General features: G+C 68.4%; 25 protein-coding genes. 13 read left to right on the plus strand and 12 right to left on the minus strand.

Annotated features, from left to right (window positions below):
* Positions 1-67: 67 nt before the first annotated feature.
* Complete coding sequence (locus ASF30_RS04195) at positions 68-850, plus strand: EAL domain-containing protein (RefSeq protein ID WP_055901830.1); 783 nt, start codon at positions 68-70, stop codon at positions 848-850.
* Between the two features lie 6 nt (positions 851-856).
* Here the strand turns inward: ASF30_RS04195 and ASF30_RS04200 are convergent, their stop codons facing one another.
* Entirely contained in the window at positions 857-1,117 is a 261-nt protein-coding gene (locus ASF30_RS04200) for a hypothetical protein (protein WP_055901833.1), read from the minus strand.
* 221 nt (positions 1,118-1,338) lie between these two features.
* Here ASF30_RS04200 and ASF30_RS04205 point away from each other — a divergent pair, with 221 nt between their 5' ends.
* Positions 1,339-1,656 carry a DUF7882 family protein gene (locus ASF30_RS04205; RefSeq protein WP_055901836.1) on the plus strand — a complete coding sequence of 106 codons (318 nt, stop codon included), beginning with the start codon at positions 1,339-1,341 and terminating at the stop codon, positions 1,654-1,656.
* Positions 1,657-1,665: 9 nt separating this feature from the next.
* Here the strand turns inward: ASF30_RS04205 and ASF30_RS04210 are convergent, their stop codons facing one another.
* Positions 1,666-2,352 carry a DNA alkylation repair protein gene (locus tag ASF30_RS04210; protein WP_055901839.1) on the minus strand — a complete coding sequence of 229 codons (687 nt, stop codon included), beginning with the start codon at positions 2,350-2,352 and terminating at the stop codon, positions 1,666-1,668.
* A gap of 73 nt (positions 2,353-2,425) precedes the next feature.
* The gene (locus ASF30_RS04215; protein ID WP_055901841.1) at positions 2,426-3,223 is read right to left on the minus strand and encodes an IclR family transcriptional regulator; all 798 of its coding nucleotides are present in this window, start codon (positions 3,221-3,223) and stop codon (positions 2,426-2,428) included.
* Between the two features lie 119 nt (positions 3,224-3,342).
* Between ASF30_RS04215 and ASF30_RS04220 the strand changes: the two genes are divergently transcribed.
* Entirely contained in the window at positions 3,343-4,059 is a 717-nt protein-coding gene (locus ASF30_RS04220; protein WP_055901844.1) for a CoA transferase subunit A, read from the plus strand.
* Positions 4,060-4,086: 27 nt separating this feature from the next.
* Positions 4,087-4,749 (plus strand): CoA transferase subunit B, encoded by a 663-nt coding sequence (locus ASF30_RS04225; protein WP_055901847.1) that lies wholly within the window; start codon positions 4,087-4,089, stop codon positions 4,747-4,749.
* A 30-nt stretch (positions 4,750-4,779) separates the two neighbouring features.
* Here the strand turns inward: ASF30_RS04225 and ASF30_RS04230 are convergent, their stop codons facing one another.
* The 3 genes from ASF30_RS04230 to ASF30_RS04240 form a co-directional block, all read right to left on the minus strand.
* A complete protein-coding gene (locus tag ASF30_RS04230; protein ID WP_055901849.1) occupies positions 4,780-7,230 on the minus strand; it encodes a beta-glucosidase family protein in 2,451 nt (816 codons plus the stop codon).
* 113 nt (positions 7,231-7,343) lie between these two features.
* The gene (locus tag ASF30_RS04235; protein ID WP_055901852.1) at positions 7,344-9,116 is read right to left on the minus strand and encodes a glycoside hydrolase family 3 protein; all 1,773 of its coding nucleotides are present in this window, start codon (positions 9,114-9,116) and stop codon (positions 7,344-7,346) included.
* A gap of 27 nt (positions 9,117-9,143) precedes the next feature.
* On the minus strand, positions 9,144-10,439 hold the full coding sequence (locus tag ASF30_RS04240; protein WP_055901855.1) for an MFS transporter: 1,296 nt from the start codon (positions 10,437-10,439) through the stop codon (positions 9,144-9,146).
* A gap of 174 nt (positions 10,440-10,613) precedes the next feature.
* On the opposite strand from ASF30_RS04240, the gene ASF30_RS04245 reads away from it, so the two are divergent.
* Positions 10,614-11,177, plus strand: a complete 564-nt coding sequence (locus ASF30_RS04245; protein ID WP_055901858.1) for a TetR/AcrR family transcriptional regulator — start codon at positions 10,614-10,616, stop codon at positions 11,175-11,177.
* Between the two features lie 4 nt (positions 11,178-11,181).
* Here the strand turns inward: ASF30_RS04245 and ASF30_RS04250 are convergent, their stop codons facing one another.
* A complete protein-coding gene (locus ASF30_RS04250) occupies positions 11,182-11,649 on the minus strand; it encodes an Lrp/AsnC family transcriptional regulator (protein ID WP_055901861.1) in 468 nt (155 codons plus the stop codon).
* 222 nt (positions 11,650-11,871) lie between these two features.
* On the opposite strand from ASF30_RS04250, the gene ASF30_RS04255 reads away from it, so the two are divergent.
* Entirely contained in the window at positions 11,872-14,241 is a 2,370-nt protein-coding gene (locus tag ASF30_RS04255) for a transketolase-like TK C-terminal-containing protein (protein WP_200918416.1), read from the plus strand.
* A 50-nt stretch (positions 14,242-14,291) separates the two neighbouring features.
* Here the strand turns inward: ASF30_RS04255 and ASF30_RS04260 are convergent, their stop codons facing one another.
* The 5 genes from ASF30_RS04260 to ASF30_RS04280 all read right to left on the minus strand — a co-directional run bounded on the left by ASF30_RS04260 (position 14,292) and on the right by ASF30_RS04280 (position 19,750).
* Positions 14,292-15,641, minus strand: a complete 1,350-nt coding sequence (locus ASF30_RS04260) for an MFS transporter (protein WP_082467430.1) — start codon at positions 15,639-15,641, stop codon at positions 14,292-14,294.
* A gap of 90 nt (positions 15,642-15,731) precedes the next feature.
* Positions 15,732-16,628: an SDR family oxidoreductase gene (locus tag ASF30_RS04265; RefSeq protein WP_055901867.1), complete on the minus strand. Its 897-nt coding sequence runs from the start codon at positions 16,626-16,628 to the stop codon at positions 15,732-15,734.
* Between the two features lie 10 nt (positions 16,629-16,638).
* Positions 16,639-17,499: a fumarylacetoacetate hydrolase family protein gene (locus ASF30_RS04270; RefSeq protein ID WP_055901870.1), complete on the minus strand. Its 861-nt coding sequence runs from the start codon at positions 17,497-17,499 to the stop codon at positions 16,639-16,641.
* Positions 17,500-17,537: 38 nt separating this feature from the next.
* Positions 17,538-19,142 carry an FAD-dependent monooxygenase gene (locus ASF30_RS04275; RefSeq protein ID WP_055902495.1) on the minus strand — a complete coding sequence of 535 codons (1,605 nt, stop codon included), beginning with the start codon at positions 19,140-19,142 and terminating at the stop codon, positions 17,538-17,540.
* Entirely contained in the window at positions 19,139-19,750 is a 612-nt protein-coding gene (locus ASF30_RS04280; RefSeq protein ID WP_055901873.1) for a VOC family protein, read from the minus strand. The genes ASF30_RS04275 and ASF30_RS04280 overlap by 4 nt, the downstream gene beginning before the upstream one ends.
* Positions 19,751-19,960: 210 nt before the next feature.
* On the opposite strand from ASF30_RS04280, the gene ASF30_RS04285 reads away from it, so the two are divergent.
* The 7 genes from ASF30_RS04285 (at position 19,961) to ASF30_RS04315 (ending at position 26,533) form a co-directional block, all read left to right on the plus strand.
* On the plus strand, positions 19,961-20,647 hold the full coding sequence (locus ASF30_RS04285; RefSeq protein WP_055901876.1) for a GntR family transcriptional regulator: 687 nt from the start codon (positions 19,961-19,963) through the stop codon (positions 20,645-20,647).
* Positions 20,648-20,732: 85 nt separating this feature from the next.
* Positions 20,733-21,605 (plus strand): NmrA family NAD(P)-binding protein, encoded by an 873-nt coding sequence (locus ASF30_RS04290; RefSeq protein WP_055901879.1) that lies wholly within the window; start codon positions 20,733-20,735, stop codon positions 21,603-21,605.
* Positions 21,602-22,027, plus strand: a complete 426-nt coding sequence (locus ASF30_RS04295; protein ID WP_055901882.1) for a hypothetical protein — start codon at positions 21,602-21,604, stop codon at positions 22,025-22,027. Before ASF30_RS04290 ends, ASF30_RS04295 begins: the two co-directional genes overlap by 4 nt.
* Positions 22,028-22,069: 42 nt before the next feature.
* Positions 22,070-22,966 carry an alpha/beta hydrolase gene (locus ASF30_RS04300; protein WP_055901885.1) on the plus strand — a complete coding sequence of 299 codons (897 nt, stop codon included), beginning with the start codon at positions 22,070-22,072 and terminating at the stop codon, positions 22,964-22,966.
* Entirely contained in the window at positions 22,963-24,030 is a 1,068-nt protein-coding gene (locus ASF30_RS04305) for an amidohydrolase family protein (protein WP_055901893.1), read from the plus strand. The genes ASF30_RS04300 and ASF30_RS04305 overlap by 4 nt, the downstream gene beginning before the upstream one ends.
* Positions 24,031-24,039: 9 nt before the next feature.
* Complete coding sequence (locus tag ASF30_RS04310; protein ID WP_055901895.1) at positions 24,040-24,993, plus strand: amidohydrolase family protein; 954 nt, start codon at positions 24,040-24,042, stop codon at positions 24,991-24,993.
* 58 nt (positions 24,994-25,051) lie between these two features.
* Positions 25,052-26,533, plus strand: coding sequence for an aldehyde dehydrogenase family protein (locus ASF30_RS04315; protein WP_055901898.1), 1,482 nt, complete (start codon positions 25,052-25,054; stop codon positions 26,531-26,533).
* The last annotated feature ends 58 nt before the right edge of the window (positions 26,534-26,591 follow it).

Below are 26,591 nucleotides of genomic sequence, written 5' to 3' on the forward strand. Positions count from 1 at the left end.
GGCGGTTGCACCCAGCCCCGTGACCACCCACGATGGACGCAGACCCACGACCATGAACCAGGGGCACATGAGTTCACGCACAGCACTCACCGCGGACCGCATCGCGCGGGACCTCGAGGTGGCCGTCGAACGCGGGGAGATCCTGGCCCACTACCAGCCGCAGGTCGCGACCATGACGGGGCGCGTGGTCGCCGTGGAGGCGCTGTGCCGCTGGCGGCATCCGGAGTTCGGCCTCATCGCCCCCGATGTCTTCGTGCCCGTCGCCGAGGAGACCGGAAGCATCCACTCCATCGGCCGCTTCATGATCGAGGACGGCTGCCGCCTGGCCGCCGACTGGGAACGTGCCGGGCTGCCCGTCGAGGTGGCCGTCAACGTCTCAGCGAAGCAACTCGCCGTCGACTTCTTCGATCACCTCGGCGAGACCCACGCCCGCGAGGGCGTCGAGCCCGGCCGACTCACCATCGAGATCACCGAATCGCAGATGATCGCCGACGTGCCGGCAGCCGTCAGGGAGCTGGAGCGGGTGCGTTCCCTCGGCGTCGGCATCTCCGTGGACGACTTCGGCACCGGCCACTCGACGGTCGAACAGGTCGTCGCCCTGCCCGTGACGGAGCTCAAGATCGACCAGGTGATCGTGCGGGAGGTGGGTCCGGATTCTCAGCGCACGCTGGACGCCATCGTCGACCTCGTGCATCGCCGCGGACTCCGCGTGGTCGCCGAGGGCGTCGAGACGGAGCAGCAGCTCGAGCGCATGCGGCGCCTGCGCTGCGATCGCGTGCAGGGATACCTGATCTCGCGGCCGCTCCCCCGGCACGAGGTCGAGGACTTCATCGCCGAGCGGATCGGCTAGGACGGCTCAGACGTCGAGGTCGAAGTCCTGTGCGGCGGCGGCCGCACTGTCATCAGCCTCGGCACCGCCGACGTCGAGCCGGGTCCAGGTGACGGGCATGCCCGGGGAGAACAGGATGTCGAGCCCCGAGCCGCCGGACTTGAGCGGCGGGATGTTCACGTAGCCGCCGCCGGCCTTGATCGCCGCGAGGATCTCGTTCTTGAGCTCGGTGACGGGATCCGGAAGGAAGTAGTCCTTGCCGTCGACAGTCAGTCTGTTGATGATCACCCAGCCACTCCACTTCGATCGGCGACCCGAGCAGGTCGCCCGCCAAGGCTACTCCGTCGACGGCGGTCGAAGCGCTTCGCTCGCTGACGTGGGCGCGGCGCCCGGTGTCGTCGGCGTCGCCGGCGCGAGGCGAGGCGCGCGCCCTGGCGCGAGGCACGGCGCAGCGCGATGTAAAGTGCTGGACGTGCCGCGTTGCGGCGGCGAAAGGTGACGGGATCTACGTGGGTGCTCTCTACTACGACGGCGAAGAGTTCGAATTCGACGATCGCGTCCTCGCACACCTGCAGCTGGTCGTCTCGACGAAGCTGCGCCGCCGGGAGGACTTCTTCCTGACCTGGTCGCTGCCGATGGAGCGCGGCAGCGGGCGGCACTCGATCTGGATCGACAACGGCGTGCCCATCAGGTTCTACTACAGCGGTTCGCGCACCCCGAGCATCAACCGCGAATGGATCGAGAGCCTCATGCTCTCGGCGTCGCGCGCCTCCGGCCTGATCCTCGGCGACGAGCCGACGGAGATCCGGCCCGCATCCGCCGGCTGACCCACGCGGCTACGTCGTCGCCTGGCGACGCACCATCTCGGCGATCCAGATGGGAGCAAAGGGCGAGGTGCACCCCGGAGGAGTCGGGTAGTCCTTGAGGACCTCGAGTTCCTCGCCGATCGCGAGGGCTCGTGCACGATGGTCGGGGTGATGGATGCCGATACCCGCGAGGCACTCGTTCATCGCCCACTGCAGCCGATCGGGGGCGTGCTTCATGTGCGCCTCGATGGTGTCCAGCAGCTCATCCAGGTCGAGGTCGCCGGGCGACTTCGCCACCCGCTCACTGGTCAGGGCCCACCCGGCGCTGGCGACGACCGGATCCTCGTCGCCGAACCACAGCGGCCGCAATTCCTCGGCGTGCGGATTCTTCTTCACGATGTAGTTCACCAGCCAGTCGTGCACCTTGGGCACGCGGGCCTCCCGCACCATGGCGTCGAGCTCGGCCGCCGAATACTGCTTGGGCCGGCTGATCAGGATGGCCACGAGTCGAGCGGCGGTGCCGCCTGTCCCCCAGAGCTCGACGGCCAGCTCCGGCTGGATCCGGAGGTCCTTCGCGACGCCGCGCAGCTTCGTGAGATTGACGCCGTGGTCATCGCCGTGCCGCTCGTTCACCGCACGGATCTTCGGGTCCTCCAGGGCGGCCAGCGCTGCCAGCACGCTGTCGACGCTCGCCTGCTGAACCGTTCCCGTCGCCATGTCGGTCTCCCTCCGGGTCGGCGGACCGACAGTCCCGGTCGCACCCCTGCCAGTCTCGCCCATCGGCGACGCGTCAGTCGACGGCGCCAGTCGCGATCCGCCGCGACACGTGGTGGGCCTCGAGCAGCAGCGCCCGCCCGAGCTCCTTCTGCCGGTCGGGTCGGAATCGGCTCTCGATGCCCGTGAGGGTCAACGCCCACATCGGGCGGTTGGCCCTGTCGAAGATCGCGGCCGCCATGCCCCAACTCCCCTCAACGATGCGCCCGGGGTTGACGACGTAGCCGAGCGTCTGAGCGTCGGCGATGGTCGCGCGGATCGCGGCGAGCGACTGGTTCACCCCGTGGCGGCCGTCGCTGAGGTCGAGGCGGGACAGGTGCTCCTCCTGCTCGGCCCTGTCGAGGTGCGCGAGGATCGCGAGACCGGCCGAACCGACGCCGAGCGGGAAGCGCGTGCCCTCGGCCAGCACGAAGGATCGGATGGGAAAGCTCCCATCCTCCCGCATGAGACAGATCGTCTCATCCCGGCGACGCATCGAGAGGAAGGCCGATTCCCCCGTCGATGCGGCCAACCGCTGGAGCGACGGATGCGCGATCTCCTCGATCGGGAAGCGGCTCGCCGCTGCCGAACCCATGACGTACATCTCGGGGCCGAGGTGCCAGAGCCCGGTCTTCTCGTCCTGGTCGAGGAGCCCTTCGGCACCGAGGGAGTTGAGCAGTCGATGCACCGTCGGCTTGGTCAGCCCGGTGTTGGCCACGAGGCCGTTCAACCGCATGCCGCTGCTGCGGGATGCCGCCACCTGGCGGAGCAGCATCCCGACGCGCTGCACTACTTGGGTGCCGGCCGGAGCGTCACCGAAGCCTCTGCGATCCATATTGTGGAACTTTCTCTCGGATGTTTCCACATCGTATCCACATGTTGGCACCTCGCGCCCGACCGACCTAGGGTCGGTTCTGATCGCTGAACGGCAGGTCTCAACGGTGAGGAACCCCCATGACGAAACTGGCATCAGACGCCACCACCCTGATCGGTGAGGCCATCAGCGATGGCATGACCATCGCCGTCGGCGGATTCGGCCTGAGTGGAGTGCCCGTCGACCTGATCGATGCCGTGCGTGAGTCGGGGGCCACCGATCTCGTGATCGTGTCGAACAACATGGGCATCGACGGCCAAGGTCTCGGCGTGCTCCTGGAGAACAACCAGGTCGCCAAGGTCATCGCCTCCTACGTCGGCGAGAACAGGCTGTTCGCGAGCCAGTACCTCGACGGGCGTCTCGACGTCGAGTTCGTGCCGCAGGGCACCCTCGCGGAGCGACTGCGGGCCGGCGGCGCCGGCATCCCGGCCTTCTACACACGGACCGGCGTCGGGACCCTGGTCGCCGAGGGCAAGCCGACGGCCGAGTTCGACGGGCGCATCTACCTCCTCGAGCGCGCCATCACGGCCGACATCGCCCTCGTGCGCGCCCACCTGTCCGACACCGAGGGGAACCTCACCTATCGGTACACCGCCCGCAACTTCAATCCCGCCGTCGCCACGGCGGGGCGGCGCACGTTCGCGGAGGTCGAGCGCGTGGTCGAAGCCGGCGAGATCGATCCGAACGTGATCGTGACGCCCGGCATCTTCGTGGACAGGATCGTGCAGGCATCCGATCGTCCCAAGCTCATCGAGCAGCGCACAGTCCGCCAGCGCACCGACGCACCCGTCGCCTGAGTTCGAACGAGAAGGAGAACACCTGCCATGCCATGGACACGCGACCAGATGGCGGCCATCGCCGCTTCGGAACTGCACGACGGCGACTACGTCAACCTCGGGATCGGCATCCCGACCCTCGTGGCCAACAATGTGCCCGACGGCCTCTCGATCACGCTGCAGAGTGAGAACGGACTGCTCGGAATGGGTCCGTTCCCGTTCGAGGGCGAGGAGGATGCCGACCTCATCAACGCCGGCAAGCAGACCGTGACGGTTCTGCCGGGCAGCAGCATCTTCGACTCCGCGGCGTCGTTCGGCATGATCCGGGGCGGTCACATCGACGTCGCCTTCCTGGGAGCCATGCAGGTGTCGGCATCCGGCGACCTCGCCAACTGGTCGATCCCCGGCAAGCTCGTGAAGGGGATGGGCGGCGCCATGGACCTCGTCGCCGGCACTCGACGCGTCGTCGTACTGACCGAGCACGTCGCCAAGGACGGCTCCCCCAAGATCGTCGAGGAGTGCACCCTGCCCCTCACCGGACTGCGCGTGGCCCAGCGCATCATCACGGACCTGGCCGACTTCGACATCACGGACGACGGGCTGGTGCTCACCCAGCTCGCCCCGGATGTCTCCCTCGAGCAGGTGCGCGCCTCCACCGGCGCGTCATTCACCCTCGCGCCGAGCGTGCGCGAGGACGCGGTGGCGTCGTGACGCCCCGGTCCCCGCGCTACGCGACGCCGGCTACTCGACGCTGACCCGGGCGAGGAAGCTGCGGTCAGCGCCGATCCGCACCGTCGGGCCGGTGATCTCGACGCGCGCCGACTGCCGCAGGTCGTCGGATGCCGCCCCGAACGCGACCTCGATCGCGCCGGGCTCGAAGACGAAGCCATCGTCGTCGATGCCGATGTAGGCGAGCTGGCTGAGGTCGAAGTCGACCGTCACCCGCTTGGACTCGCCCGCCGCGAGTGCGACGCGCGTGAAGCCGACGAGTTGCTGCGCCGGGCGGGTGACGCCGCGAGCGCGGTCGGCCACGTAAGCCTGCACGACCTCGTCGCCGGCCACCCCACCGGTGTTGGTGATCGAGATTGTCGCCGAGATCGAGCCGGAGGTCGTGACAGCGGCATCCGCCAGGTCGATCGCACCGTACTCGAACGTCGTGTACGACAGGCCGTGTCCGAAGGCGTAGAGGGGCGTCGCCGGGTGGTCCTGGTAGCCCTTGTGCATGTCGCCGTCGCCACGACGGTAGCCCGTGCCACGGTGCTGGCCGGCGTAGATCGGAACCTGGCCCGTCGTGCGGGGCATCGTGAACGGCAGCTTTCCGCTTGGATTGGCCGCACCCGCGATGACGGATGCCAGCGCCCGACCCTGCTCGGGACCACCGAAGTAGGCGGTCACGATCGCCGACACGGACCCTTCGATCGAGCTGAGTGCATAGGGGCGTCCCATCTGCACGACCGCGATGACGGGCTTCCCCAGTCGGGCTGCTTCCTGCGCCAGGCGCACCTGGATGGCCGGAAGGTCGATGTCGGCCGTGTCGACGCCCTCCCCCTCCGTCCCGCCGACAGCGCCGGCGAGCCACGACGACCGTCCGCCGAGTGCGAGCACGACGACGTCGGCATCAGCGGCGACGCGCAGCGCCTCAGCCGGGTCCCAGTCCTCATCGCGCAGCGGGGTGACGACGGACGCGATCTCGGCCGCCGGCAGGGCGTCGCGCAGCGCGTCGGTGATCGATTGCGCACCGTAGGCGCCGCGCACGACCTGTTCGAGGTCGATCGACTGGAACGCGGCCATGGCCTCGGCCGCCTCGGCGGCGACGTCCTCCGGCACGTCGGTCGGCGCCTCGACGCCGGCCATGTTCCCCATGCCGCCCGACATCATGACCTTCATGAGCTCGATCCCGGCAGGCTGCGTGTACGCGGCGAAACTGGTGTACGCCGACTCCGCGTGGGGGCCGAGCACGGCGATGCGGCGCGTCGCTGCGGAGAGCGGCAGCACACCGTCGTTCTTCAACATCGTCACCGATTCGACGGCGAGCGAGGCAGCCAGCTCGCCGCCACGCCCGGCGACCTCGGTGATCTCGATCGGGTCCTCGCTGGCGTACGGGTGCTCGAACAGGCCGAGCGCGAACTTGTCGCGGAGTGCCCGGTGCACGGCCTCATCGAGAAGGCTCTCCGCGATGCGACCGTCGCGGACGGCACCCGCCAGCACCGGCCCGTAGGCGTACGGGTTGGGGAGTTCGACGTCGAGGCCGGCGGCGAGGGCGAGGGCGGCTGCCTCGACCTTGTCCTCGGCGACCTCGTTGCGCTCGACGAGCATCTGCGTGGTCATGTAGTCCGACACGACACTGCCGGTGAAGCCGAGGTCGTCGCGCAGGAGCCGGCGCAGGATCTCTGGGGACGCAGCGACGGGAACGCCGTCGATCGTCGAGTACGAGTTCATGACCGAGGCGAGGCCAGCGAGGCGGATCGCCGCCTCGAACGGTCGGGCGTAGACCTCGCGCAGCTCGCGTCGCGTCACCGCCGTGCCGGCCATGTTCTGGCCGGCTTCGGTGACCGCGTAGCCGAGGAAGTGCTTGCCCGTCGCGATCACGCCGTCGGTGAGATCGGGTCCTTGGAGGCCCCGGATGAAGGCGACGCCGAACGCCGATGCGAGGTAGGGGTCTTCGCCGTACGTCTCGTGCACCCGGCCCCAGCGGGCGTCACGCGCGACGTCGAGTACCGGCGAGAGCGCCTGGGTGAGGCCGACCGAGCGCATCTGCCGTCGGATGAGCTCGGCCATCTCCTCGACGGCGTCAGGGTTCCAGGTGGCCGCCAGCGCGATCGCGGTCGGGAACGACGTGAAGCCCGGGGCGACGACGCCGTTCAAGGCCTCGTTGTGGAAGATCGCGGGGATCCCCGCACGGGTGTTCTCGACGAGGTAGCGCTGCAGCGCATTAACCGAGGCGGCAACCTGCGGAGCGCTCTGCGCACCGAACATGCCGATCCCCGACACCTGGCCGATTCCGCCACCGAGCGCCTGTTCGACGGCGGCCGGCACGATCCCGTGGGGGCCGACCAGGCCCATCGGCATGATGCCGACGAGCTGCTGTGCCTTCTCTTCGATCGTCAGCTGCGCCGCAAGCAACGCTGCGCGCTCGTCGGGAGTCCCCGAGGTCGGGATCTCGACGCGCTCCTGGGTTTGGTTGGTTTCCATGGTGACTAGGTCTTTCCGTGTGCAGATCGGGTGGGTGCGGGTTGCGCCGAGAGACGCCGCGCGCATGGGTGCGGCGGTCGGCGTCTGTCGGCTGCGGTCGGCGTCAGTCGGCGTCAGTCGGCGTAACTCAGGCCGTGGCCGAAGCGGAAGGTGGGTGCCTCGGTGTCGAACGGCGTGTCTTCACGGCTCGCCCGCACGGCGTCCATCGACGACGGCAGATCGAAGGGCAGCTTGCCCATCGGCGTCGCGCGCCCGGTCAGGACGTCGAGTCTGGCCCGGTCCGACGCGCCGTAGTCGGCGATGACGGCGGCCGCGTGATCGACGAGGTCGCCCAGCACAGCCGCACGGTCGAGGGTGATGTCGATGACCGTCGGAACCGTGTCGCAGATGGTGCGCAGACGGTCCTGCTCCTCAGCGGTGAACTCGAGGGATCCGGCGTGGAAGAACAGCTCGAAACCGGGCCCACGCGGCTCGAAGGGAGCGCCGAGGTGGAGAACGGCGATGTCGGCGTCCTCCGGGCTGTCGACCTGGGTCCAGCCCGCTTCGCCGGAGATGTCGATGTTCTCGGCGTACACCTTGACGGCGCCGGTGATCGGCAGGGTGGCGACACCGTCGCGCTCGGTGTTGCTGAGCAGTGTCATGGATGCCTGCTGCGCCCGCAGCCCCTCCTCGTGGAAGGCCGCATTGCCGGCGATCGCAACGGCCTGCTCCTCGTCGGCGAGGGGATGCTCGAACAGGCCGAGCTCGATCTTCTGGGTGAGCAGTCGCACCACGGATTCGTCGAGACGCGACTCCGGCACGCGACCGAGCCGCACAGCCGTGACGAGCTCTTCCGTGCACATCTCGCCGCCGAACTGGTCGACGCCGGCGTCGAGCAGGCGCACGATGCGCTCCTGCCTGGTCTTCGTCTCGAGGCCCCACGCCTTGGCCGGCATCGGGGCGCCGAGGATCTCGATATCCGTCAACAGTCCGAAGTCGGTGCAGACGACGCCGTCGAACCCGAGCTGGTTGCGCAGCAGGTCGGTGACGATCGCCTTGTTGAAGGCGAATCCGACCTCCTCGTACTCCGTGCCGACAGGCATGCCGTAGTAGGGCATCATCGAGGCGACGCCGGCGTCGATGGCGGCGATGAACGGCTCGAGGTGGTAGCGGAAGTTGCCTCCTGGGTACACCTGCTCCTTGCCGTAGGTGAAGTGCGGGTCCTCCCCGTCCTTCTGCGGGCCGCCGCCGGGGAAGTGCTTCGCCATCGCCGAGACCGAGGAGGCGCCGAGCTTCTCCCCCTGCAGGCCCCGGACGTAGGCCGCCGCCAGCTCGGTGGTCAGCCCCGCATCCTCGCCGAACGTGGCGCCCGCCCGAGCCCAGCGGGGCTCGGTGGCGACGTCGATCTGCGGATGCAGAGCCGACCGGAGTCCGACCGAGACGTACTCCTGGCGCACGATATCCGCGAACCTCTCGACCAGCTCCGGGGAGCGCAGGGCCGCGAGGCCGATGCTCTCCGGCCACAGCGAGAACATGCTCGACAGAGCGGATGCCGCCGGGTTGTCCACGAAGCCGTGGCGCGGATCGGTCGAGAAGGTGATCGGAATCCCCAGGCCCGACCGCAGCGCGAGCTCCTGCGCCGAGTTGACCCACTGGGCGAACTCGCGCGAGTCGTTCGCGTCACCGATCACGTACAGGTGCGTGAGTCGGTGGTTGATCGCGAGCGACGCCAGCGACGGCAGCCCGAACATCGTGTTCGGCTCGTCCACGGGACCGACCGACACGATCGACAGGAACATCGTTCCGGCCTTGTCCTCGATGGACATCCGGCTGACGAGGTCCCGGGCCCTGGCCTCGGGGGCCAATGTCGGGTCCTGGTACGGGAAGCGCGCGTGTGCGGCGGGCATGGGGATTCCTTTCAGAGAGGTGTCAGGTCAGCGGACGCCGCGGATCCGGAAGACGAGGGCGCCTCCGACTCCAGCGACGAGTCCAGCGAAGACGAACCACGCCAGGTAGCCCGCTCCGAACAGGCTCTGCCCGATCGGGATGATCAGGATGCCGGCGATGAGGGGGACGACCATCGCTGGGAGGGTGTTCGCGATGTTGAGAACGCCGAGGTCCTTGGCGGTGTTCTCGGGGTCGGGGAGCACATCGATGCAGAGCGCCTGGTCCACCGCGAAGAAGAGGCCACCGCCGATGCCGATGAACGCCTCGGCGACGAGGATGGCCGTGAGGCCGGCGCTGTCGCCGAACGCGTGCGAGAACCCGAGCAGGATGACACCCACGCCGAGGAAGATACCGCCCAGGGAGACGAAGATGCGGCGCCGGCCCAGCTTGTCGGAGAGCTTTCCGCCGATGATGCTGACGACGATGAGGAAGACCGTCGACACCAACGTGGCCGTCAGGTTGAACGACAGCTGCTCGGTGATCGACATGCCGTAGGCGGTGGCCAGGAACAGCGTCAGGTAGGCCGCGACACTGCCGTAGCCGAACATGATCATGGCCTTGGTGAGCCAGGCCCAGCCGAGGTCGGGGTGCTTCTTCGGGTTGAACCAGAACGTCTTGAGGAGGTTCAGGATGTCCATGCGCTCCTGGCGACGCTCGGTGCGGACCTTGTCCTTCAGCACGAAGGCGAAGATGAGTCCGAGCACGAGGCCGACCGTCGCGGGGATGACTGCGCGGAGGAAGTCGTTCGGGAAGGCGTTCAGCGAGATGGCGCCGGCGAGGATGGCGACAGGGGTGGCTGCTCCGACGAGACCCGAGACGAAGCCGCGGCGGTGCTCGGGCACCTGATCCGCCAGGGTGGCGGACTCTGCGGCCTGCGCGAAGTTGCTGAACAGCTGCGCGCCGCACCAGCCGATGAGCAGCACCCACATGTTCGGGGCGATGCCCACGAGCAGGAAGGAGAGGAAGGTGCCGACGACGCCGGTGATGATCCACGGACGGCGCATGCCGAACCTCGACATCGTCGCATCAGACAGACGGCCGGCGATCGGCTGGGACACCAGCGCGAACAGCGAGCCGACGGCGGTCACGATACCGAGCTGGACGGGGACCTGGTCGAGGCTGACGAGTCCCTGCAGCTTGACCGACAGTCCGCCGAGGATCGGGGTGAGGATGGCGAAGTACAGGCCGAACGCCGCGAGTGCGAAGGTGGGCGTGTAGCCGCGAGGCTCCTTGCCGGGCCTATCGACGGCGAACGGCGCCGGGGCTGCCGTGGTTTGTGACATTTAGTGACTCCTTCGTCCTAATGAGACTCGTCCTCCTATTTGTAGGAGACGACGACAAAATGCAATGTAGCATGAAAAACCTACACTGATGTTTGTTTTGGAGGCGCCCTGTCCACCGGTCACTATCCCAAAGGTCTGCTCCGCCGTCAGGCGATCGTCGAGGCCGCGACAGAGGTGTTCGCGCGCGCAGGTTTCGAGGGGGCATCCGTCGTCGAGATCGCCGCCGAAGTCGGCATCTCGCGCGCCGGGCTTCTCCATCACTTCGAGTCCAAAGAGGACCTCCTGATGGCAGTGCTCGACCATCGCGAGGAATCTGACCGGCAGGTCTTCGTCGCCAGCGGCTCACGAAAGGAGGGGGGAATCGGAGTGCTGCGCGGGATGGTTCGCCTGGCCCAGCGCAACGAGGAACGCCCGGGCCTGGTGCGTCTCTACGTCGCACTCTCCGCTGAGGCGACGGCCCACGACCATCCGGCCCACCAGTACTTCGTTCAGCACTACGCGCGGATCCTCGATGGCACCGAGTGGGCGCTGGACAGCGCCCGAGCATCGGGGGCACTGAAGACGGATATCGACGCCCGTCGGTTCGCCAGGGACCTCGTCGCCGTGCAGGACGGGCTGCAGCTCCAATGGCTGCTGCGCCCTCAGGACACCCGGCTCGCCGCCCCGCTCGAGGCTTTCATCCAGTCGGCACTGACCCGGGACCTGTGGAGCCCCGTCATGACCGAGGCGGCCTCGTAGGCGATCAGGCACCGAGAAGCTGCACGATGCGGTACTCGACGAACTCCCCCATCACGAGTCCCGTCGTGGTGCGCTTGACTCCATCGATCGCGAGAATGCGCCCGGCGATCCGGTAGAGGTCGTCGGCATCCCGGGCCACGACGTGCACGAGCAGGTCGGCCACCCCGGACAGCCCGTGCACCTGCAGGACCTCCGGCACCTCGGCGAGAGTGGCCGACACGGAGCCGAGCTTGCGCTGCTTGACGGTGGTCACGATGAAGGCCTGCAGGGGGAAGCCGAGGAACGCCGGATCGATGCGCCTGTCGAAGGAATGCAGCGACTCCTCGTCCGCATAGCGCGCCAGCCTGGCCCTCACCGTGTTGCGGGCGAGGCCGGTCGCCTCGGAGATGGCGAGGTTCGTGGCATCGGGATGCGCCACGAGGTGGGACAGCAGGGCGACGTCGATCGCGTCGGCACGGCGCTGGTTGCTCATTGTGATCACCGATCTCGAGGGGGTGGATGCCTGATTCGACCATTATGCGCATGTCATCTGCCGCATATTGCGCAACACGGGCAGCGGTGTTCGAATATCTGCAAGCAATGCGTCAACCGCGTGCCGAGCATCCTTCTCCACAAGAGGAGGCACGCGGCCGTCGGGAGGGGATCCCGCCTTCCGGACGGCCGCCATCCAGCCTCGCGTTCCGAAGGATCAATGATGAACACCATTCCGGCCGCCATCCTGCAGCCGACCACAGCAGTCGACCTCCCCACCACCACCGGCGCCACAGTCGGCCGTGGACCCGACGACGCCCTGCGCGAGATCGAGCAGCGCGTGCTCTGGCTCGCCACCTCGATCGTGCATCACGCCAACAGGGTGCGGCCGAACACCTCGGGCATCAAGGTCGGCGGCCACCAGGCCTCGAGCGCCTCGATGGTCACCATCATGACCTCGCTCTGGTTCGAGCAGCTGCGCGCCGAGGATCGCGTCTCGGTGAAGCCGCACGCGTCGCCGGTGCTGCACGCCATCAACTACCTGTTGGGCACCCTCGACGAGCGTTACCTCACGACGCTGCGTCAGTTCGGAGGCCTGCAGAGCTACCCGAGCCGCTCCAAGGACCCCGACCCCGCCGACTACTCGACGGGATCGGTGGGCATCGGGGCGACGGCTCCGATCTGGGGCGCCATGAGCCGGCGCTACACCGAGACCCTCACCGGCACCCCGAACCGCGGACGCCAGTACTCGCTGCTCGGCGACGCCGAGCTCGACGAGGGAGCCATCTGGGAGGCCGTGCTCGATTCGGCCGTTCAGGACCTCGGCGAGATCGTCTGGATCGTCGACCTCAATCGTCAGTCGCTCGATCGGGTCGTGCCCAACATCGCAGCAGGCAAGATCGAGAAGCTGTTCGATGCCGCCGGATGGCAGGTCATCACCGTGCGGTTCGGCCACCTGCTCGAGAGCCTCATGGCACGCCAGGGCGGCGACGCTCTGCGGCGGCGGATCGTGGACATGTCCAACGCCGAGTACCAGAGACTGCTGCGCTGCTCGCCCGACGAACTGCGGCTGCGCCTTCCCGGGGCCGGAGACGGAGCCGCCGCGGTGGCAGCACTGATCGCGGCAATCGACGACGCGACCCTGGCCGCGGGCATCCGCAATCTCGGCGGTCACGACCTCGACGCACTCCGCGCCGCCTATGCGCAGATCGACGACACCCGGCCGACAGTCATCCTCGCGTACACGGTGAAGGGTCACGGCCTGCCGATCGAGGGGCACCCGCAGAACCACTCCTCGCTGCTGACAGTCGAGCAGTACGAGGGTCTCGCCGCGAGCTTCGGAGAGCGCACGGATGCGCCATGGTCGCGGTTCGCGCCCGAGTCGGGCGCCGGTGTGATCTGCGAGGCCGCAGCATCGCGCCTGGAGCGCCCGGCGATACCGGCTCTCGCCCCTCCGATGGTCCCGACCGACCTCGGCCACACGCCGACGGGATCGGCGACGACCCAGGCGGCACTCGGCCGCGCGCTTCTGGACCTCACCAGAGTCGCGCCGGAAGCGGCCCGCCGAGTGGTGACTGTCAGCCCCGACGTCTCATCGAGCACCAACCTCGCCGGCTGGATCAACAAGGTGGGAGTCTGGTCGACCCAGGAACGCCACGACTGGTTCGATGACGACGGCGAGACACTGCTGCACTGGCGCGAGCGGCCAACAGGCCAGCACATCGAGCTGGGCATCGCCGAGGTCAACCTGGTGAGCCTCATCAGCGAACTGGGCACGACGTGGAGCCGGTGGGGCGAGACGCTCTTCCCGATCGGCACCATCTACGACCCGTTCGTGGAGCGCGCCCTGGAACCGTGGTCGTACGGGATGTACGCCGGCGGGCAGTCGATCCTCGTCGGCACCCCGTCCGGTGTCACGCTCGCGCCCGAGGGTGGAGCTCACCAGTCGATCAAGACGCCCTCGATCGGCCTGGAGCAGCCGGAGTGCATCAGCTACGAACCCGGATTCGTCGTGGACGTCGAATGGACGTTGCTGGCCGCGATGGGCCAGCTCGGACGCCCGGGCGGGAAGTCCGCCTATCTGCGCCTGTCGACCAGGCCCGTCGACCAGAAGCTCGCCGCGATCCCGGCGGATCCCGCCGCCCGGGAACGCCGTCGCCGACAGGTGGTGGCCGGCGGATACCTGCTGCGCGCCGCCACCGATCCGCAGACCACCATCGTCACGATGGGCGCGATGATCACGGATGCACTGGCCGCAGCCGACAGGCTCGAGGCCATGGGCGTGCGCGCCGACGTCGTCTGCGTCACGAGCGCCGGCCTGCTGTTCGAGGCCGCGCAGTCCCGTCACGGCGAGTCGGACGCCCCGTCGTGGATCATCGACCAGGCCTTCCCGACCGATCGCGCACGCCCGATGGTGACAGTGCTCGACGGGCACCCGCACACCCTCGCGTTCCTCGCCGGCATCAATCGGGTGAAGGCGCGGCACCTCGGCGTCTCTCGCTTCGGCCAGGCGGGTGACCTGAAGTCGGTGTACAGGTACCACGGCATCGACACCGAGAGCATCGTGCGAGCAGCGCTCGACCTGGTGGGCTGACACGACAGCGCCCTCCGCACGCGATGTGCGGAGGGCGCTGTCGTTCTGCGTCATCCCGCGGTCGGCTGAGGCTCCCCGGCGACAGTCTCCGTGGCAGCTGCGGCGGCAGGCTGAGAATTCGGCGCCGACAGCCGCACCGACACGGGCACGAACAGTGCGAGCACGGCGCCGAGGACGGCGACGATGGCGAAGGCGTAGAAGTTCCACTGGACGGGAAGGCTCGAACCCAGGACGGCGGCGCCCAGCACCGGGCCGAGCATGGCACCAGGTCGGCCGGCCGCGAGAGCCCAGCTCAATCCATTCGCCCGCAGGTCGGCGGGGTACCGGGTCACGATGAAGGCGTTGACGAACGCCTGCGATCCCATGAGTCCGAAGCCGCACAGGAAGAGCAGGATGAGGAGGACCCAGAGGTCGGGCTTCTGAGCGATGAGGGCGAGGCACACGGCTCCAGCGATGAACGCCGTCACCGTGACGCGCTTGGGCCCGACGGCATCCGCGACGCGACCGCCGATCACCATCCCGACGCCGGCACCCGTCGCCACGACAGCCGTGAGCAGCAGGGCTGAGTTGAGCGCGAAGCCCTGCGCCTGCATGATCGTCGGAAGCCAGGCCGTGATGCCGAACACGAGGAGCAGCGCGCAGGCGACGGTCAGCCAGAACAGGATGGTGACCGCACGCAGCCCGGGACGGAACAACACACGCAGTCCGAGGGCGCCGGGCTTGTCGCCGGCATCGATGGCGGGCATCGGGATGCGCATGCCTGCGGTGAGCTCTTCTGCCAGGGCACCGCGTCCCGTGCGAACGAGGTGGACGGGGCTCTCGGGGAAGAGGCGGATGACGAACGGGATGGCGATCACGGCGGGGATGACCCCGGCCAGGTAGATCCAGCGGTACGACTGACCCGGGAGCAGCACCGACGCGAGAAGCGGAGCACACAGTCCGCCGAGTGCCATTCCCGCCATCACGATGCCGACGTTGCGCGCCCGTCGCCCCGCATGAGAGAGCTCGGCGACGAAGGCGAGCAGGGTCGGGAGCACGATGCCCAGACCGATGCCGACGATCGCTCGGCCGCCGATGAACACGCCGGCCGTCGGGGCGAGTGTGTTCACGATCATGCCGAGGGGAACGAGGATGCTCGAGGCGATGATCAGCCACCGGGGTCCGACGCGGTGGGTGAACGCACCCGAGAGCGCGGCACCGATGAGCATGCCGAACGCTGTGACCGCTCCGGCGATCCCGCCGAGTGCCGTCGTCAGTCCCAGACCGGGCTCCTGGAGCAGTGTCGGCAGGGTGACACCGAGGGATGCGAGGTCGTAGCCCTCGAGGATGGCCAGGGCGAACGCGAGTGTCAGCAGCGTTCGTTCGGCGATGGGACGGAAATGGGTACGGGCTGTTGTCATCGTGAAACGACTCCTTTGTCGAATGAGCGATAGAACTGTAGAGCCTATAAGATATATCCTTCACACGGGCGGACGGAAGATCCCGCGAGCTCAATTCGTCGAGTCGCGTGAGCTTCCACTCGCCGTGTGGCGCTGCCACTCTCGCCGGACGAAGGATTCGAAGCTGGTGGGCTCGCGGCCGAGCAGCCACGTCAGGACGTTCGCGTTGCCCACGAAGTCGTGGGCGCTGTAGCGGGCGGAGATCGATCGCAGCACAGCGAGCTGGTGGGGGGCATCGGCGGGATCACGATCACCGAGCCACGCCTTCGCGTAGGTGTCTGCGTCGATCTCGCGAACGTCGAGAGGGCGGCCCATCACCCGCGCGATGACGTCCCTCAGCTCGAAGGCCGTGTATCGGCCCGGGGCGACGAGCTCGTACGTCGCGCCGGCGTGACGCTCGGCATCGGTCAGGGCCATGACGGCCACATCCGTCACGTCGTCGAGGTCCACCAGCGACTGGCGCCGATCGAGCGACCACGACAGCTCGAAGACGCCGCGTTCGAAGGCCGGACGGAGCTTGAGCGGGAGCATGTAGTTCGAGGGCTGCAGGATCGTGAACTCGAGGTCGGAAGCCAGGAGGTGCTCCTCGACGTCCCGCTTGATCTCGTGCTGCACGAGGTCCGTGACGATCGAGTGGAGCACCGAGCTGAGCACGACATGAGCGCCGCCAGCCGCCCGCGCCGCGTCGATGATCGCGAAGCCCATCGCCCGTTCGTCGGGATTCAGGGTCGGCCCGACGTGATAGATCGCGCTGACGCCATCGACCGCACGTGCGAGCAGTCGCGGATCGGCGGCGTCACCGACCACGACGTCGGTCGCGCCCATCGCGTGCAGTGGAACCGCGGATGCCTCCGACCGCACGATCGCGCGCACGGACTCGCCGGCGGCGACGAGCTTCGGCACGAGCAACCTGCCCTGGTTCCCGTTCGCCGCAGTGACCAGGATCACGCGACCGGCCTCAGTCGACGAATCGCTGGGTGATGGTGCCGATTCCCTCGATCGAGGTCACCAACATCTCCCCCGCGACGAGGAACCGCTTGGGGTCCATTCCGGCGCCGACTCCGGGCGGCGTGCCCGTGAAGATGATGTCTCCGGGCAGCAGTTCGATGATGTCCGACAGACGGCTGACCAGGTCGTCGACGGCAAAGATCAACTGGTCGGTACTGCCCTGCTGCACGACGGTCTCGGTGCCGTCGGGCGAGACTATCGTCGTCGAGATCGCGAGCTTGTCCGGATCGGCGAACTCGTCGAGGGTGACGATCACGGGTCCTGTCGGTGCGAAGCCCTCGAACGACTTGCCCATGCTGAACTGCGCGGGCTGTCCCTGCCACTGGACTGTGCGCTCGGAGAGGTCCTGACCGACGGTGTAGCCGGCGATGCTCTCCCGAGCGGACTCGATCGGGATGTGGCGCCCGCCGGTGCCGATCACGACCACCAGTTCCGCCTCCCAGTCCACGGTGTCCCCGGGCAGCCGCACCTCGGTCGACGGTCCGCTCACCGAGGAGGCGAACTTCGTGAAGACGACGGGATGCTCCGGGATCGGCAGGCCGGACTCCGCGGCATGATCGGCATAGTTCAGGCCCACACCGATCACCTGCCGCGGCCGTGGCGACGGTGCGCCGAGCTCGGCGCCGCCGAGCGGCGCGGCATCCGGATGACCGGAGACGTCGACGGATGCCGCCCAGTCTCCGAACTCGTTCCACCGGGCGAAGACGAGGGCGGGGTCAGCCGCGAAACGGCTCCCGCTCGCTGATTCCACATCGAGGATGTGGTCCCCCTCGACGAGGACGAGCCGGCCGGCGGAAGTGGCGATGCGCATGGGAATTCCTTTCAGGCAGTGCGTCTGCACGCAGTGCGTCAGTGGTGCGAGATGAAGCCTGTGAGCGCCGCACTCAATGCGGCATCCGGATCGTCCGAGGTGCTCCCGATCCAGGCGATGTGCTGGTCCGGGCGTACGAGGACGACGAGCTCGTCGGCCGGGGGCTGGAAGCCCTCGGCTCCGGGATCGACGTACGTCAGGGGGATGCTCCGGCGGCTCGCGGCCAGCGTCCACTCCTCGGCGTTTCCACCGAGCACCGTGAACTCCGGCCCGAGAGCGTCGTAGAGCGAGTCGCCTGCAGAGTTGCGGCTGTGCGGCAGCCTGTTGCCCGGAGCTGCGATCGGCTGGTAGACGTCTGGAGTGGGAGCCTGACTCGCGGACTCCGGGCCGTAGCCGTATCCGAGCACGAGCCCGAGACTGTAGAACTCGGCGCGCTTGACGTCTTCGATGGCGAGCGCCGCCGACGACCGGGCCGCGTCGCCCTCCTCGCCGTCAGCCATGATGGCCGGGGTCGTCAGGTCGTGCGAGAGCGCGCGCATGTTGCCCGCCGCGAGGTCGATCGTCTGCTGCGCTATCGGGCGCCGCTCCGCCTCATAGCTCTCCAGCAGTTCGGAGCCGGCCCAGCCCTGGTGAACCGCAGCGATCTTCCACGCGAGGTTGACCGCATCGCCGACACCGGTGTTGTAGCCGTGGCCGCCCCATGGCGGGTTCTGGTGTGCAGCATCACCGACGAGGAAGACCCGCCCGGCGCCGTACGAGTCCGCCAGCAGCATCCGTGCCTGCCATGGGTCCGTCGCCAGAACCTCGACGTCGATGTCGGCTCCGACGAGGCCGCGCACGACGGCGACGGCCTCGTCGTCGTTCGCGATCGAGGCCGTGCCCGTGGCGATGGCCCACCACTCACCGTCGAGGGAGAGCGGTCCGACCACCCCGGGGAATGCCGGGTTGAGGACCCAGTGATGGATCGCTGGACGCTGCGGCAGCACTGCCCCGAGCTCGGCCGAGCGGAATGTGATGTTGACGTTAGGGCGTCCGCCAGCCGCACCCTCGTACCGTGCACCCACGGCATCGCGGACGACGCTGCGTGATCCGTCGGCACCGATGACGTACTCGGCTCCGATGACTGAAGCCGTTCCGTCGGCGGATTCGACACGCACCCGAGGTCGAGGCTCCGTCGCGTCGACCTCGACCACCCGGCTCCCGTACAGGGTCGTGACGAGCGGATGGCGCTCGACCAGCGCGCGGAGGGCCTCCTCGACCGCCGACTGGGTGACCTGTTGAGCACCCTCGGCCGTGAGATCGGAGTCGAGGAGCTCCAGTCCGAGCACGCCGCCCAAGCGGGTGATCTCGTACCCGCTCGCCGTCGTGCAGAACCGCACCTCGTCGGACCACGCCGCGGGGATGGCCGCCCTCCGGCGAATCTCCGCGGCCGCCCCCGTGCGACGGAACAGCTCCATCGTGCGCGCCGACGTGGTCTTCGCGCGCGGACGGGAGTGATCGACCTCGGTGCGGGGCTCGACGATCACCGAGGCCACCCCGTGATGGGCCAGCTCCACTGCCGCGGTCAGGCCGACCGGCCCGCCGCCCACGATGACGACGGGCGTCTGGACCGCCGCATCCGCCTGCGCTTCGAGGCGGGTCACCACACCTCGGGAAGGAAGATGTCCTCGGGGATGACATCGGGCAGGTAGTCGCCGGCGCGAGTGCGCTCGTGGATCTCCTGGAACGACAGGCCGGACTCGCGCGCCGCGACGAGCTTCTCGGAGTCGAAGAAGGTTCCGATGGGGTTCTCGGCGAACTCCTTGGCGTTGGCGATCCACTCGCTCGAGTCGGCCCAGTCGCCGAAGCCGTCGACCTGGATCTCGACGCCGTTGCCGTCGGGGTCCTGGTAGTACACCGACATCGTGATGCCGTGGTCGAGCTGCAGGAACGGCAGGATGCCGTGGTCGCGCAGGCGGATGTAGTTGTTCATCCACATGTCGAAGGTGCCGAACTCGAAGGCCGTGTGGTGGATGCCGGTCTCGTGGCCCTTGTCGGTCGGGTGCTTGAGTCCGGGAGGGGAGAGCAGGGCGATGCGGTGGTTCGCGTCGTCGTTGGTGAGCCACGACGCCTCATCGCTCTGGAAGACCGGGCGCAGGCCGCAGACCAGTCCGTACCACTCGACCATCTCGTTCATACGCAGTGTCGTGAACGTGGTGTGGTGCAGCTTGGGCGGGTTCGCCGGCCAGTTCGTCGCCTTGTTCTCAGGCATGTGGTCTCTCCTTCGAGATCGGTGGTGATGAGAGTGGAAGGACGTGTTCCCGGCGAGCGACAGTGCCCGTCGAGCCGGCGTCGGTCCTCATCCGAACTCCCTTGTTCGCGTAGACTATATCTTATAGCGTAGCGATATTCGGAGCGGCGCTGCAACGATCAACCCCGCCGCAGTGACACGATGAGACTAGGCAATGGCGAGGAGAGCTGCATGGTGATTCAGGGACAGGTGCGCTCGATAGCATCCGCGAACAGTTCGGCCGTCGATCTCGTGACCGCCGAGATCCGTCGCGCCGTCCTGACGGGAACCCTAGCTGCCGGTGCCGAGTTCTCCATCCGCGACCTCGCTGCCCAACTCGGCGTCAGTCACATCCCCATCCGCGAGGCGCTCCGCCGGCTCGAGTCGCAGGGACTCATCGTGCTGCGCCAGGCCAGGGCCGCGAGCGTCGCCCCCCTCAGCACGGCCGACCTGGCCGCGATCTACCGCCTGCGCTACGAGATCGAGCTCCCCCTCGCCGGCGCGTCAGCCGGGATGCGCACTCCCCCGCAGGTCTCCGAACTCGACGCCCTGCTCGAGGCGAGCCGAGACCTCGACCCCGAGATCGCCTGGCAGGCGCACTACGACTTCCACGAGGCCCTCGTCCACCCGGCCGCGAACGCATGGGACGACCGCGTGCTGCACACGCTCTGGTTCGCGGCCGAGCGCTACACCCATCTCGTCTTCGATCCCACGCAGATCACGGATGAGGAGCGTGCCCGTCGGTATGAGACCCACCGGGTACTGCGGGATGCCGCACTCATCGCCGACCCGGCGGGGATGACGGAAGCACTCCGCGTGCACCTCAGCACGAACGAGAGTCGGATCCGCGCTCACATCGCGCCGCTCGAGGAGCACTGACCACCACCCGGATGCGCGGGTTGTGTCCGCGCCCGGATTCACCTAGCATGCGGAATATATCGTAGCGAATAGCGAGGAGACGCTGATGTCTGTTCTGGTTCTGGGGGCCACCGGCAATGTCGGTCCCCACGTCGTCGCAGAACTGACCGCTCTCGGCCACGCCCCGCGTGTTCTCGTGCGCGACGGCGATCGAGCCCGCACCATCCTCGGCGACGGCATCGACATCATCGCGGGCGACGCCACGGATCCGGCGACCCTCGAGTCGGCCGTCGCCGGCATCGACACCGTCTTCCTACTCTCCCCGCACAGCTTCACCATGGCCGACCACCAGCTCGGGGTCATCCGCGCCCTGCGCCGCACCGGCGTCCGCATCGTGAAGCTCTCGGGAACCGCATCCGCCATCACGCCGGACGGTCCTCACGTCTGCCGGGAACACTGGGAGATCGAACGCGTCCTCGAGGACAGTGGCCAGCCATTCGTGATCCTGAGGCCGAACTCGTTCCTGCAGGTCCTGGTCGGACAGCTCATGCTCCCGTCACTCCGGGCCACCGGCAACCTCATCAACCCGATCGGGACTGCCGGGATCAGCCTGGTCGACGCGCGTGACGTCGGCGCTGTCGCGGCCCACGTGCTCACCAGGCACGACTGGGACGGTCAGACACTCAGCATCACCGGCCCCCGCGCCGTGAGCTACCCGGAGATCGCCGGTCTCGTCTCGGAGCGCAGCGACATCACCCCGACCGTCGTCGACGCGTCGCTCGACGGCGTGCGGGCCTCGCTGATCGACCGGGGCATGGCGCCGTGGGAGGCCGACCACTTCCGCGAGATGTACGAGCTCTTCAAGGCCGGCGAGTCGGAGTTCGTCACCGACACCGTGCGATCCGTCACCGGGAACGCACCGCGCACGATCGAGGCCTTCCTCGATGAGACCCTCCAGCGCGAACAGGTCTCGGCATGACCGCGTGCCTGCCCTGCGAGCTCGAGGAAGCCGACGCAGCGGCCGTCGTCTACAGGGACGACACCTGGTCGTGCGAGATCGCCTCCGGGTACGACGTCCCGGGCTGGTTCATCCTCAGACTGCGCCGTCATGCCGAGGGCTGGTCCGGTGCCACCGCTGAGGAGCTCGCCGGATTCGGTCCCTTGTCCCAGAGGCTCGTCGCCGCCATCCAGCAGGCGACGGATGCGCCCACCGTGTACTTCCTGAGCTTCGGCGAGAACTACCCGCACTTCCACTTCCTCGTCATCACCCGCCCCGCCGATCTTCCGCCCGAACTCAAGGGCGCGGCGATCCTGGCGCAACGCGCGGAACACCGCGACCTCGACGCGGCGCTCGCCGGCGGCGCCGAGGTGCGGGCGGCGCTCGCAGTCTCCCCCCTCTGACCCACCCCCACCACCCCACCCACCCCAACCGAAAGGACGACGATGTCCACTCCCCTCACCCACTCCGTGAACGGCTCCGGCGCAGCATCCGGCTTCAGCTTCAGCGGCCGCACCAACATCGGTGCTGACCTCGACGTGCGCCCCGATGCCCCGCTGGTCATCGCACTGCACGGCGGCACCTACTCGTCGGAGTACTTCGACATCGCAGGCCACTCGCTGCTCGACAACGCGGCAGAGCGCGGCATCCCCGTCATCGCGATCGACCGCCCCAACTACATCGACTCCTCGCCGCTGACATCGGAAGGATCGATCATCCTCGCCAACGCCGAGGTCATCGGCGACGCCATCGGATCGATCTGGGAGCAGTACGGCGCAGGCACCACCGGTGTCGTGCTCATCGGCCACTCCATCGGGGGTGCCGTGGCGACGGCGATCGCAGCTACTCCCCAGTCGTGGCCGCTGCTCGGCCTGGCGACCTCCGGCTGCCTCGTGCGTGTGCCCGCCGAGTCGGCCGGTGCGTGGGCGGCACTGCCGCCCATCCCGATGATCGACCTGCCGGTACCGATGAAGAACCAGCTCATGTTCGGGCCGGCCGAGACCCTCGACGACTCCATGCCCGCCGCGAGCTACCCCTCGAACACTCTCGTGCCCAAGGTCGAGCTGCTCGACATCACCGGAGCGTGGATCGAGCGGCGCGCCGAGACCTGCGGCCGCGTCACCGTGCCCGTGCACCACAGGCAGGCCGAATTCGATCACCTCTGGGTCACCGACCAGGGCGAGGTCGATGAGTACAGAGCCGGCTTCACGTCTGCGGCATCGATCGATGCCCGGCTGCAGCCCGGAGCAGGCCACTGCATCGACTTCCACCTGCCGAGCTCCGAGTTCCAGGGCTCGCAGCTCGACTTCGCACTGGCGTGTGCGGTGAAGGTCGCGGCATGACGCGAACCGTCCTTCGCGGTGTCAGGGTCTACCGCGATGACACCTTCGGGGAACCGGAGGACGTCGTGATCGACGGCGGCGTCATCGGAACGGATTCCGCGGGCGCCGAGGAGGTCGGTTCTGGCGGCTACCTCGTACCGGGCCTCATCGACTGCCACGTGCACCTGTACGGGTCGCAGACCCTGGAGGCGCTGTCGGCCCACGGTGTCACGACGGGACTGGACATGAGTTCACCGGCTCCACTGGTGGCGGCGCTGCGCGGACTGCCGGGAGTGACGGACATCCGCAGCCCCCTCATCGCTGCAAGCTCCCCCACGAGCGCCCACGCCGAGCGTCTGAAGGCCATCCCGGGCGCACAGGAGGCGCACGTGTCCGGCCCGGCCGACGCCGACGCGTGGGTCGCCCGTCACGTGGACCAGGGCGCCGACTACATCAAGGTGGTCATCGACCTGCCCGGATTCGACCAGGAGACCGTCGACGCCCTCGTCGCGGCATCCCATACGCGCGGACTGAAGGTCGTGGCGCATGCGTCCCGTCACGATGCCGTCGACATGGCCCAGCGCGCCGGCGTGGACATCCTGACCCACGCGCCGCTCGATCGGCCGATCGAGGCAGCCCAGGCGGCCGAACTCACGGCAGCCGGCGCAGTGATCGTGCCGACGCTGACGATGATGCAGGGCATCGTCGCCCGGGTGGCGGCGGCAGGCGGCCCCGGGCCGAGCTACGCGCCGGCGCGGGCATCTGTCGCGGCTCTGCACGCGGCCGGGATGCCGATCCTCGCCGGCACCGATGCCAACGCCACGCCCGCAGCACCGGCGTCACCCGCCTTCGGCACGAGCCTCCATGACGAGCTCGAGCTGCTGGTGGATGCCGGGCTCACGCCGGTCGAGGCCCTGAACGCTGCAACGTCCGAGGCCGCGCAGCACTTCGGACTGGACGATCGCGGTCGCATCGAGGCCGGACTTCGGGCAGACCTGGTGCTCCTGGATCGCGATCCCAGCACCGACATCGGCGCCATCCGCACCATCACCGGTGTGTGGTGCGGCGGCATCCGTCGAGTCTGAGGGATCCGGATGAAAGTCATCGCCCTCGAGGAGCACATGCTGCCCCGCGACGTCATCGAGGCCGCCGGCATCGACCTGGGGCTGCGCGCCGGCGGTCGGGCCGCGGCTCTCGATGACCTGGGCGACGGCCGGCTGAAGGTCATGGACGACGCCGGCATCGACGTTCAGGTGCTCTCCGCACTCGGCTACTTCGTGCAGGATCTCGCGCCCGAGCAGTCGGTGCAGTGGAGCCGCGAGCTGAACAACCGGATGGCCGGGGCCGTAGCGGCGTACCCGGATCGCTTCCGGGCCTTCGCCGCGCTGCCTGTTGCCGATCCGGCCCGATCCGTCGACGAACTCACGCGGAGCGTGGAGGAACTGGGCTTCGTCGGCGCGATGATCCACGGCCAGACCCACGGGGTGTTCCTCGACCATCCATCCGTCAGGCCGGTCCTCGTTGCGGCGGCACGACTGGATGTGCCGATCTACCTGCACCCGGCACCACCGCCGCAGGTCGTGCACGACGCGTACTACTCGGGCCTGCCGCCGGCGATCAGCGCCTGCCTGTCGACGTCAGGATGGGGCTGGCATTCCGAATGCGGAATGCATGTCCTGCGGATGGTCGCGGCCGGGGTGTTCGAGGAGCTTCCCGAGCTGAAGATCATCGTCGGCCACATGGGTGAAGGGCTCCCGTTCCATCTCGACAGGATCGAGAACATGCTCGATCCCGTGGTGACCGGACACTCCCTGAGCGTCGCAGAGACGCTGCGCCGGAACCTGTACCTCACCACCTCCGGCTACAACTCGGATGCGCCGTTGCTCTGCGCCCTCTCAGCGTTCGGGGTCGACCACGTGCTGTTCTCGGTCGACCACCCCTTCGGCAACAGCGCACAGGCGACAGCACACCTGCTGTCGGCGCCAGTGAGCCCTGCCGATCGGGCGAAGATCGCCCACGGCAATGCCGAATCGCTTCTTCGCATCTGAGGCGAGCCTCCGCGCGCGACATGAATCCGGCACCCACCGAATCAGCAAGGAACTCCAGATGAGCATCTTCGACGGCCCCGATGGCCACGCCGTGACGTCGCACTTCATCGACGGCGCCTGGACGACACCCGGCGGGACGACGTTCCCGGTTCGGAATCCCCTCGACGACGCCCTCGTCGCCGAGGCGGCCGCCGGAGGCGTCGCGGAAGCCGAGGCCGCCGTCGCTGCTGCGGCCGCCGCCTTCCCCGCCTGGGCGAACCTGGCACCGGGCGCCAGGCAGGAGCTGTTCCTGAAAGCGGCCGACATCGTCGAGCGCCGAACGGAAGAGCTGGTGCGGTTGATGGCGGTCGAGGGCGGAGCCAGTCGGGCGTTCTCGACCTTCCAGATCCGACTGTCGGCCGCGATGCTGCGTCAGGCGGCCGGATGGGGCTACCAGCCCGCCGGCGATGTGCTGCGGAGCGATACGCCAGGCAGGATGGCTTTCGTCACCCGCAAGCCGCTCGGCGTCGTCGCCGGGTTCACGCCCTGGAACGGGGCGTTCTACCTCGCGTGGCGCACGTTCCTCCTGCCGATGGCCTTCGGCAACACGACAGTCATCAAGCCCTCGGAGTTGGCGCCGTTGTCGGCCGGACTCGTGCACGCCGAGATCCTCGACGAGGCCGGATTTCCGCCTGGGTCGTTCAATGTGGTCACGCACGCGCCGGGAGCGGCATCCGCCGTGGCCGACGTGTTCTTCGAGAGCCCGGCCGTGCGCTGCATCAACTTCACCGGCTCGGACAGGACCGCGCGCATCCTCGGCGAGCGCGCCGGCAGGTCCCTCAAGCGCATGGTCCTCGAGCTCGGCGGATTCAATCCGGTCATCATCCTGGACGACGCCGATATCGAGGAGTCCATCAAGGCCGTGGCGTTCGGAGCGTTCCTGCACCAGGGCCAGGTCTGCATGAACTCGCGCAAGGTCTACGTCGCCCGCCCGCTCCACGACGAGTTCGTCGCCCGCCTCGCGGACAGGGTGCGAGCGCTGAAGATCGGGGATCCGACCGATCCGGACGTCGTCATCGGGCCGCTGATCGACGACAGGGCGGTCGAGCAGATCGCGACACGGGTACAGGATGCCCTCGATCGCGGCGCAACCCTGATCACGGGCGGGAAGGCCGACGGGCGGCTCTACCAACCCACGATCCTCACCGATGTTCCCGCGGACGCGATCTGCACGACCGGAGCCGATGAGACGTTCGGTCCCCTGCTGGTCGTCGAGGCCTTCGACGACCCCGAGGTCGCGCTCCGCGACGCCCAGGACACTCCGTACGGGCTGAGTGCGTCGATCATGACGCGCGATCGCGGCCGGGGCCTGGACATGGCCCAGCGATTCGACACCGGAATCGTGCACGTGAATGCTCCGACGATGGCGAGCGAAGCGTCCCTGCCCGTCGGCGGTGTCAAGCACAGCGGCTGGGGCCGTTCCGGCCACTATGCCATCGAGGACTTCACCGAGATTCGCATGACGACCATGAGCAGCGAGCCGGGCCGGTACCCGTTCTGAGCATCGCGGCCGAAGCGGGTGCCTCACCGACCGGTGAGGCACCCGCGCCGGCATCCTG

This window comes from Leifsonia sp. Leaf264, assembly GCF_001422325.1.
Taxonomy (GTDB): domain Bacteria; phylum Actinomycetota; class Actinomycetes; order Actinomycetales; family Microbacteriaceae; genus Orlajensenia.

Excerpts from the sequence above, each read along its gene's own strand:
- ASF30_RS04300 (WP_055901885.1), top strand. The coding sequence starts at position 22,070 with ATGTCCACTCCCCTCACCCACTCCGTGAACGGCTCCGGCGCAGCATCC.
- ASF30_RS04315 (WP_055901898.1), top strand. The coding sequence starts at position 25,052 with ATGAGCATCTTCGACGGCCCCGATGGCCACGCCGTGACGTCGCACTTC.
- ASF30_RS04195 (WP_055901830.1), top strand. The coding sequence starts at position 68 with ATGAGTTCACGCACAGCACTCACCGCGGACCGCATCGCGCGGGACCTC.
- ASF30_RS04295 (WP_055901882.1), top strand. The coding sequence starts at position 21,602 with ATGACCGCGTGCCTGCCCTGCGAGCTCGAGGAAGCCGACGCAGCGGCC.
- ASF30_RS04260 (WP_082467430.1), bottom strand. The coding sequence starts at position 15,641 with ATGACAACAGCCCGTACCCATTTCCGTCCCATCGCCGAACGAACGCTG.
- ASF30_RS04270 (WP_055901870.1), bottom strand. The coding sequence starts at position 17,499 with ATGCGCATCGCCACTTCCGCCGGCCGGCTCGTCCTCGTCGAGGGGGAC.
- ASF30_RS04240 (WP_055901855.1), bottom strand. The coding sequence starts at position 10,439 with ATGTCACAAACCACGGCAGCCCCGGCGCCGTTCGCCGTCGATAGGCCC.
- ASF30_RS04215 (WP_055901841.1), bottom strand. The coding sequence starts at position 3,223 with ATGGATCGCAGAGGCTTCGGTGACGCTCCGGCCGGCACCCAAGTAGTG.
- ASF30_RS04310 (WP_055901895.1), top strand. The coding sequence starts at position 24,040 with ATGAAAGTCATCGCCCTCGAGGAGCACATGCTGCCCCGCGACGTCATC.
- ASF30_RS04235 (WP_055901852.1), bottom strand. The coding sequence starts at position 9,116 with ATGCCCGCCGCACACGCGCGCTTCCCGTACCAGGACCCGACATTGGCC.
- ASF30_RS04250 (WP_055901861.1), bottom strand. The coding sequence starts at position 11,649 with ATGAGCAACCAGCGCCGTGCCGACGCGATCGACGTCGCCCTGCTGTCC.
- ASF30_RS04305 (WP_055901893.1), top strand. The coding sequence starts at position 22,963 with ATGACGCGAACCGTCCTTCGCGGTGTCAGGGTCTACCGCGATGACACC.
- ASF30_RS04290 (WP_055901879.1), top strand. The coding sequence starts at position 20,733 with ATGTCTGTTCTGGTTCTGGGGGCCACCGGCAATGTCGGTCCCCACGTC.
- ASF30_RS04225 (WP_055901847.1), top strand. The coding sequence starts at position 4,087 with ATGCCATGGACACGCGACCAGATGGCGGCCATCGCCGCTTCGGAACTG.
- ASF30_RS04255 (WP_200918416.1), top strand. The coding sequence starts at position 11,872 with ATGAACACCATTCCGGCCGCCATCCTGCAGCCGACCACAGCAGTCGAC.
- ASF30_RS04210 (WP_055901839.1), bottom strand. The coding sequence starts at position 2,352 with ATGGCGACGGGAACGGTTCAGCAGGCGAGCGTCGACAGCGTGCTGGCA.
- ASF30_RS04285 (WP_055901876.1), top strand. The coding sequence starts at position 19,961 with ATGGTGATTCAGGGACAGGTGCGCTCGATAGCATCCGCGAACAGTTCG.
- ASF30_RS04220 (WP_055901844.1), top strand. The coding sequence starts at position 3,343 with ATGACGAAACTGGCATCAGACGCCACCACCCTGATCGGTGAGGCCATC.
- ASF30_RS04230 (WP_055901849.1), bottom strand. The coding sequence starts at position 7,230 with ATGGAAACCAACCAAACCCAGGAGCGCGTCGAGATCCCGACCTCGGGG.
- ASF30_RS04280 (WP_055901873.1), bottom strand. The coding sequence starts at position 19,750 with ATGCCTGAGAACAAGGCGACGAACTGGCCGGCGAACCCGCCCAAGCTG.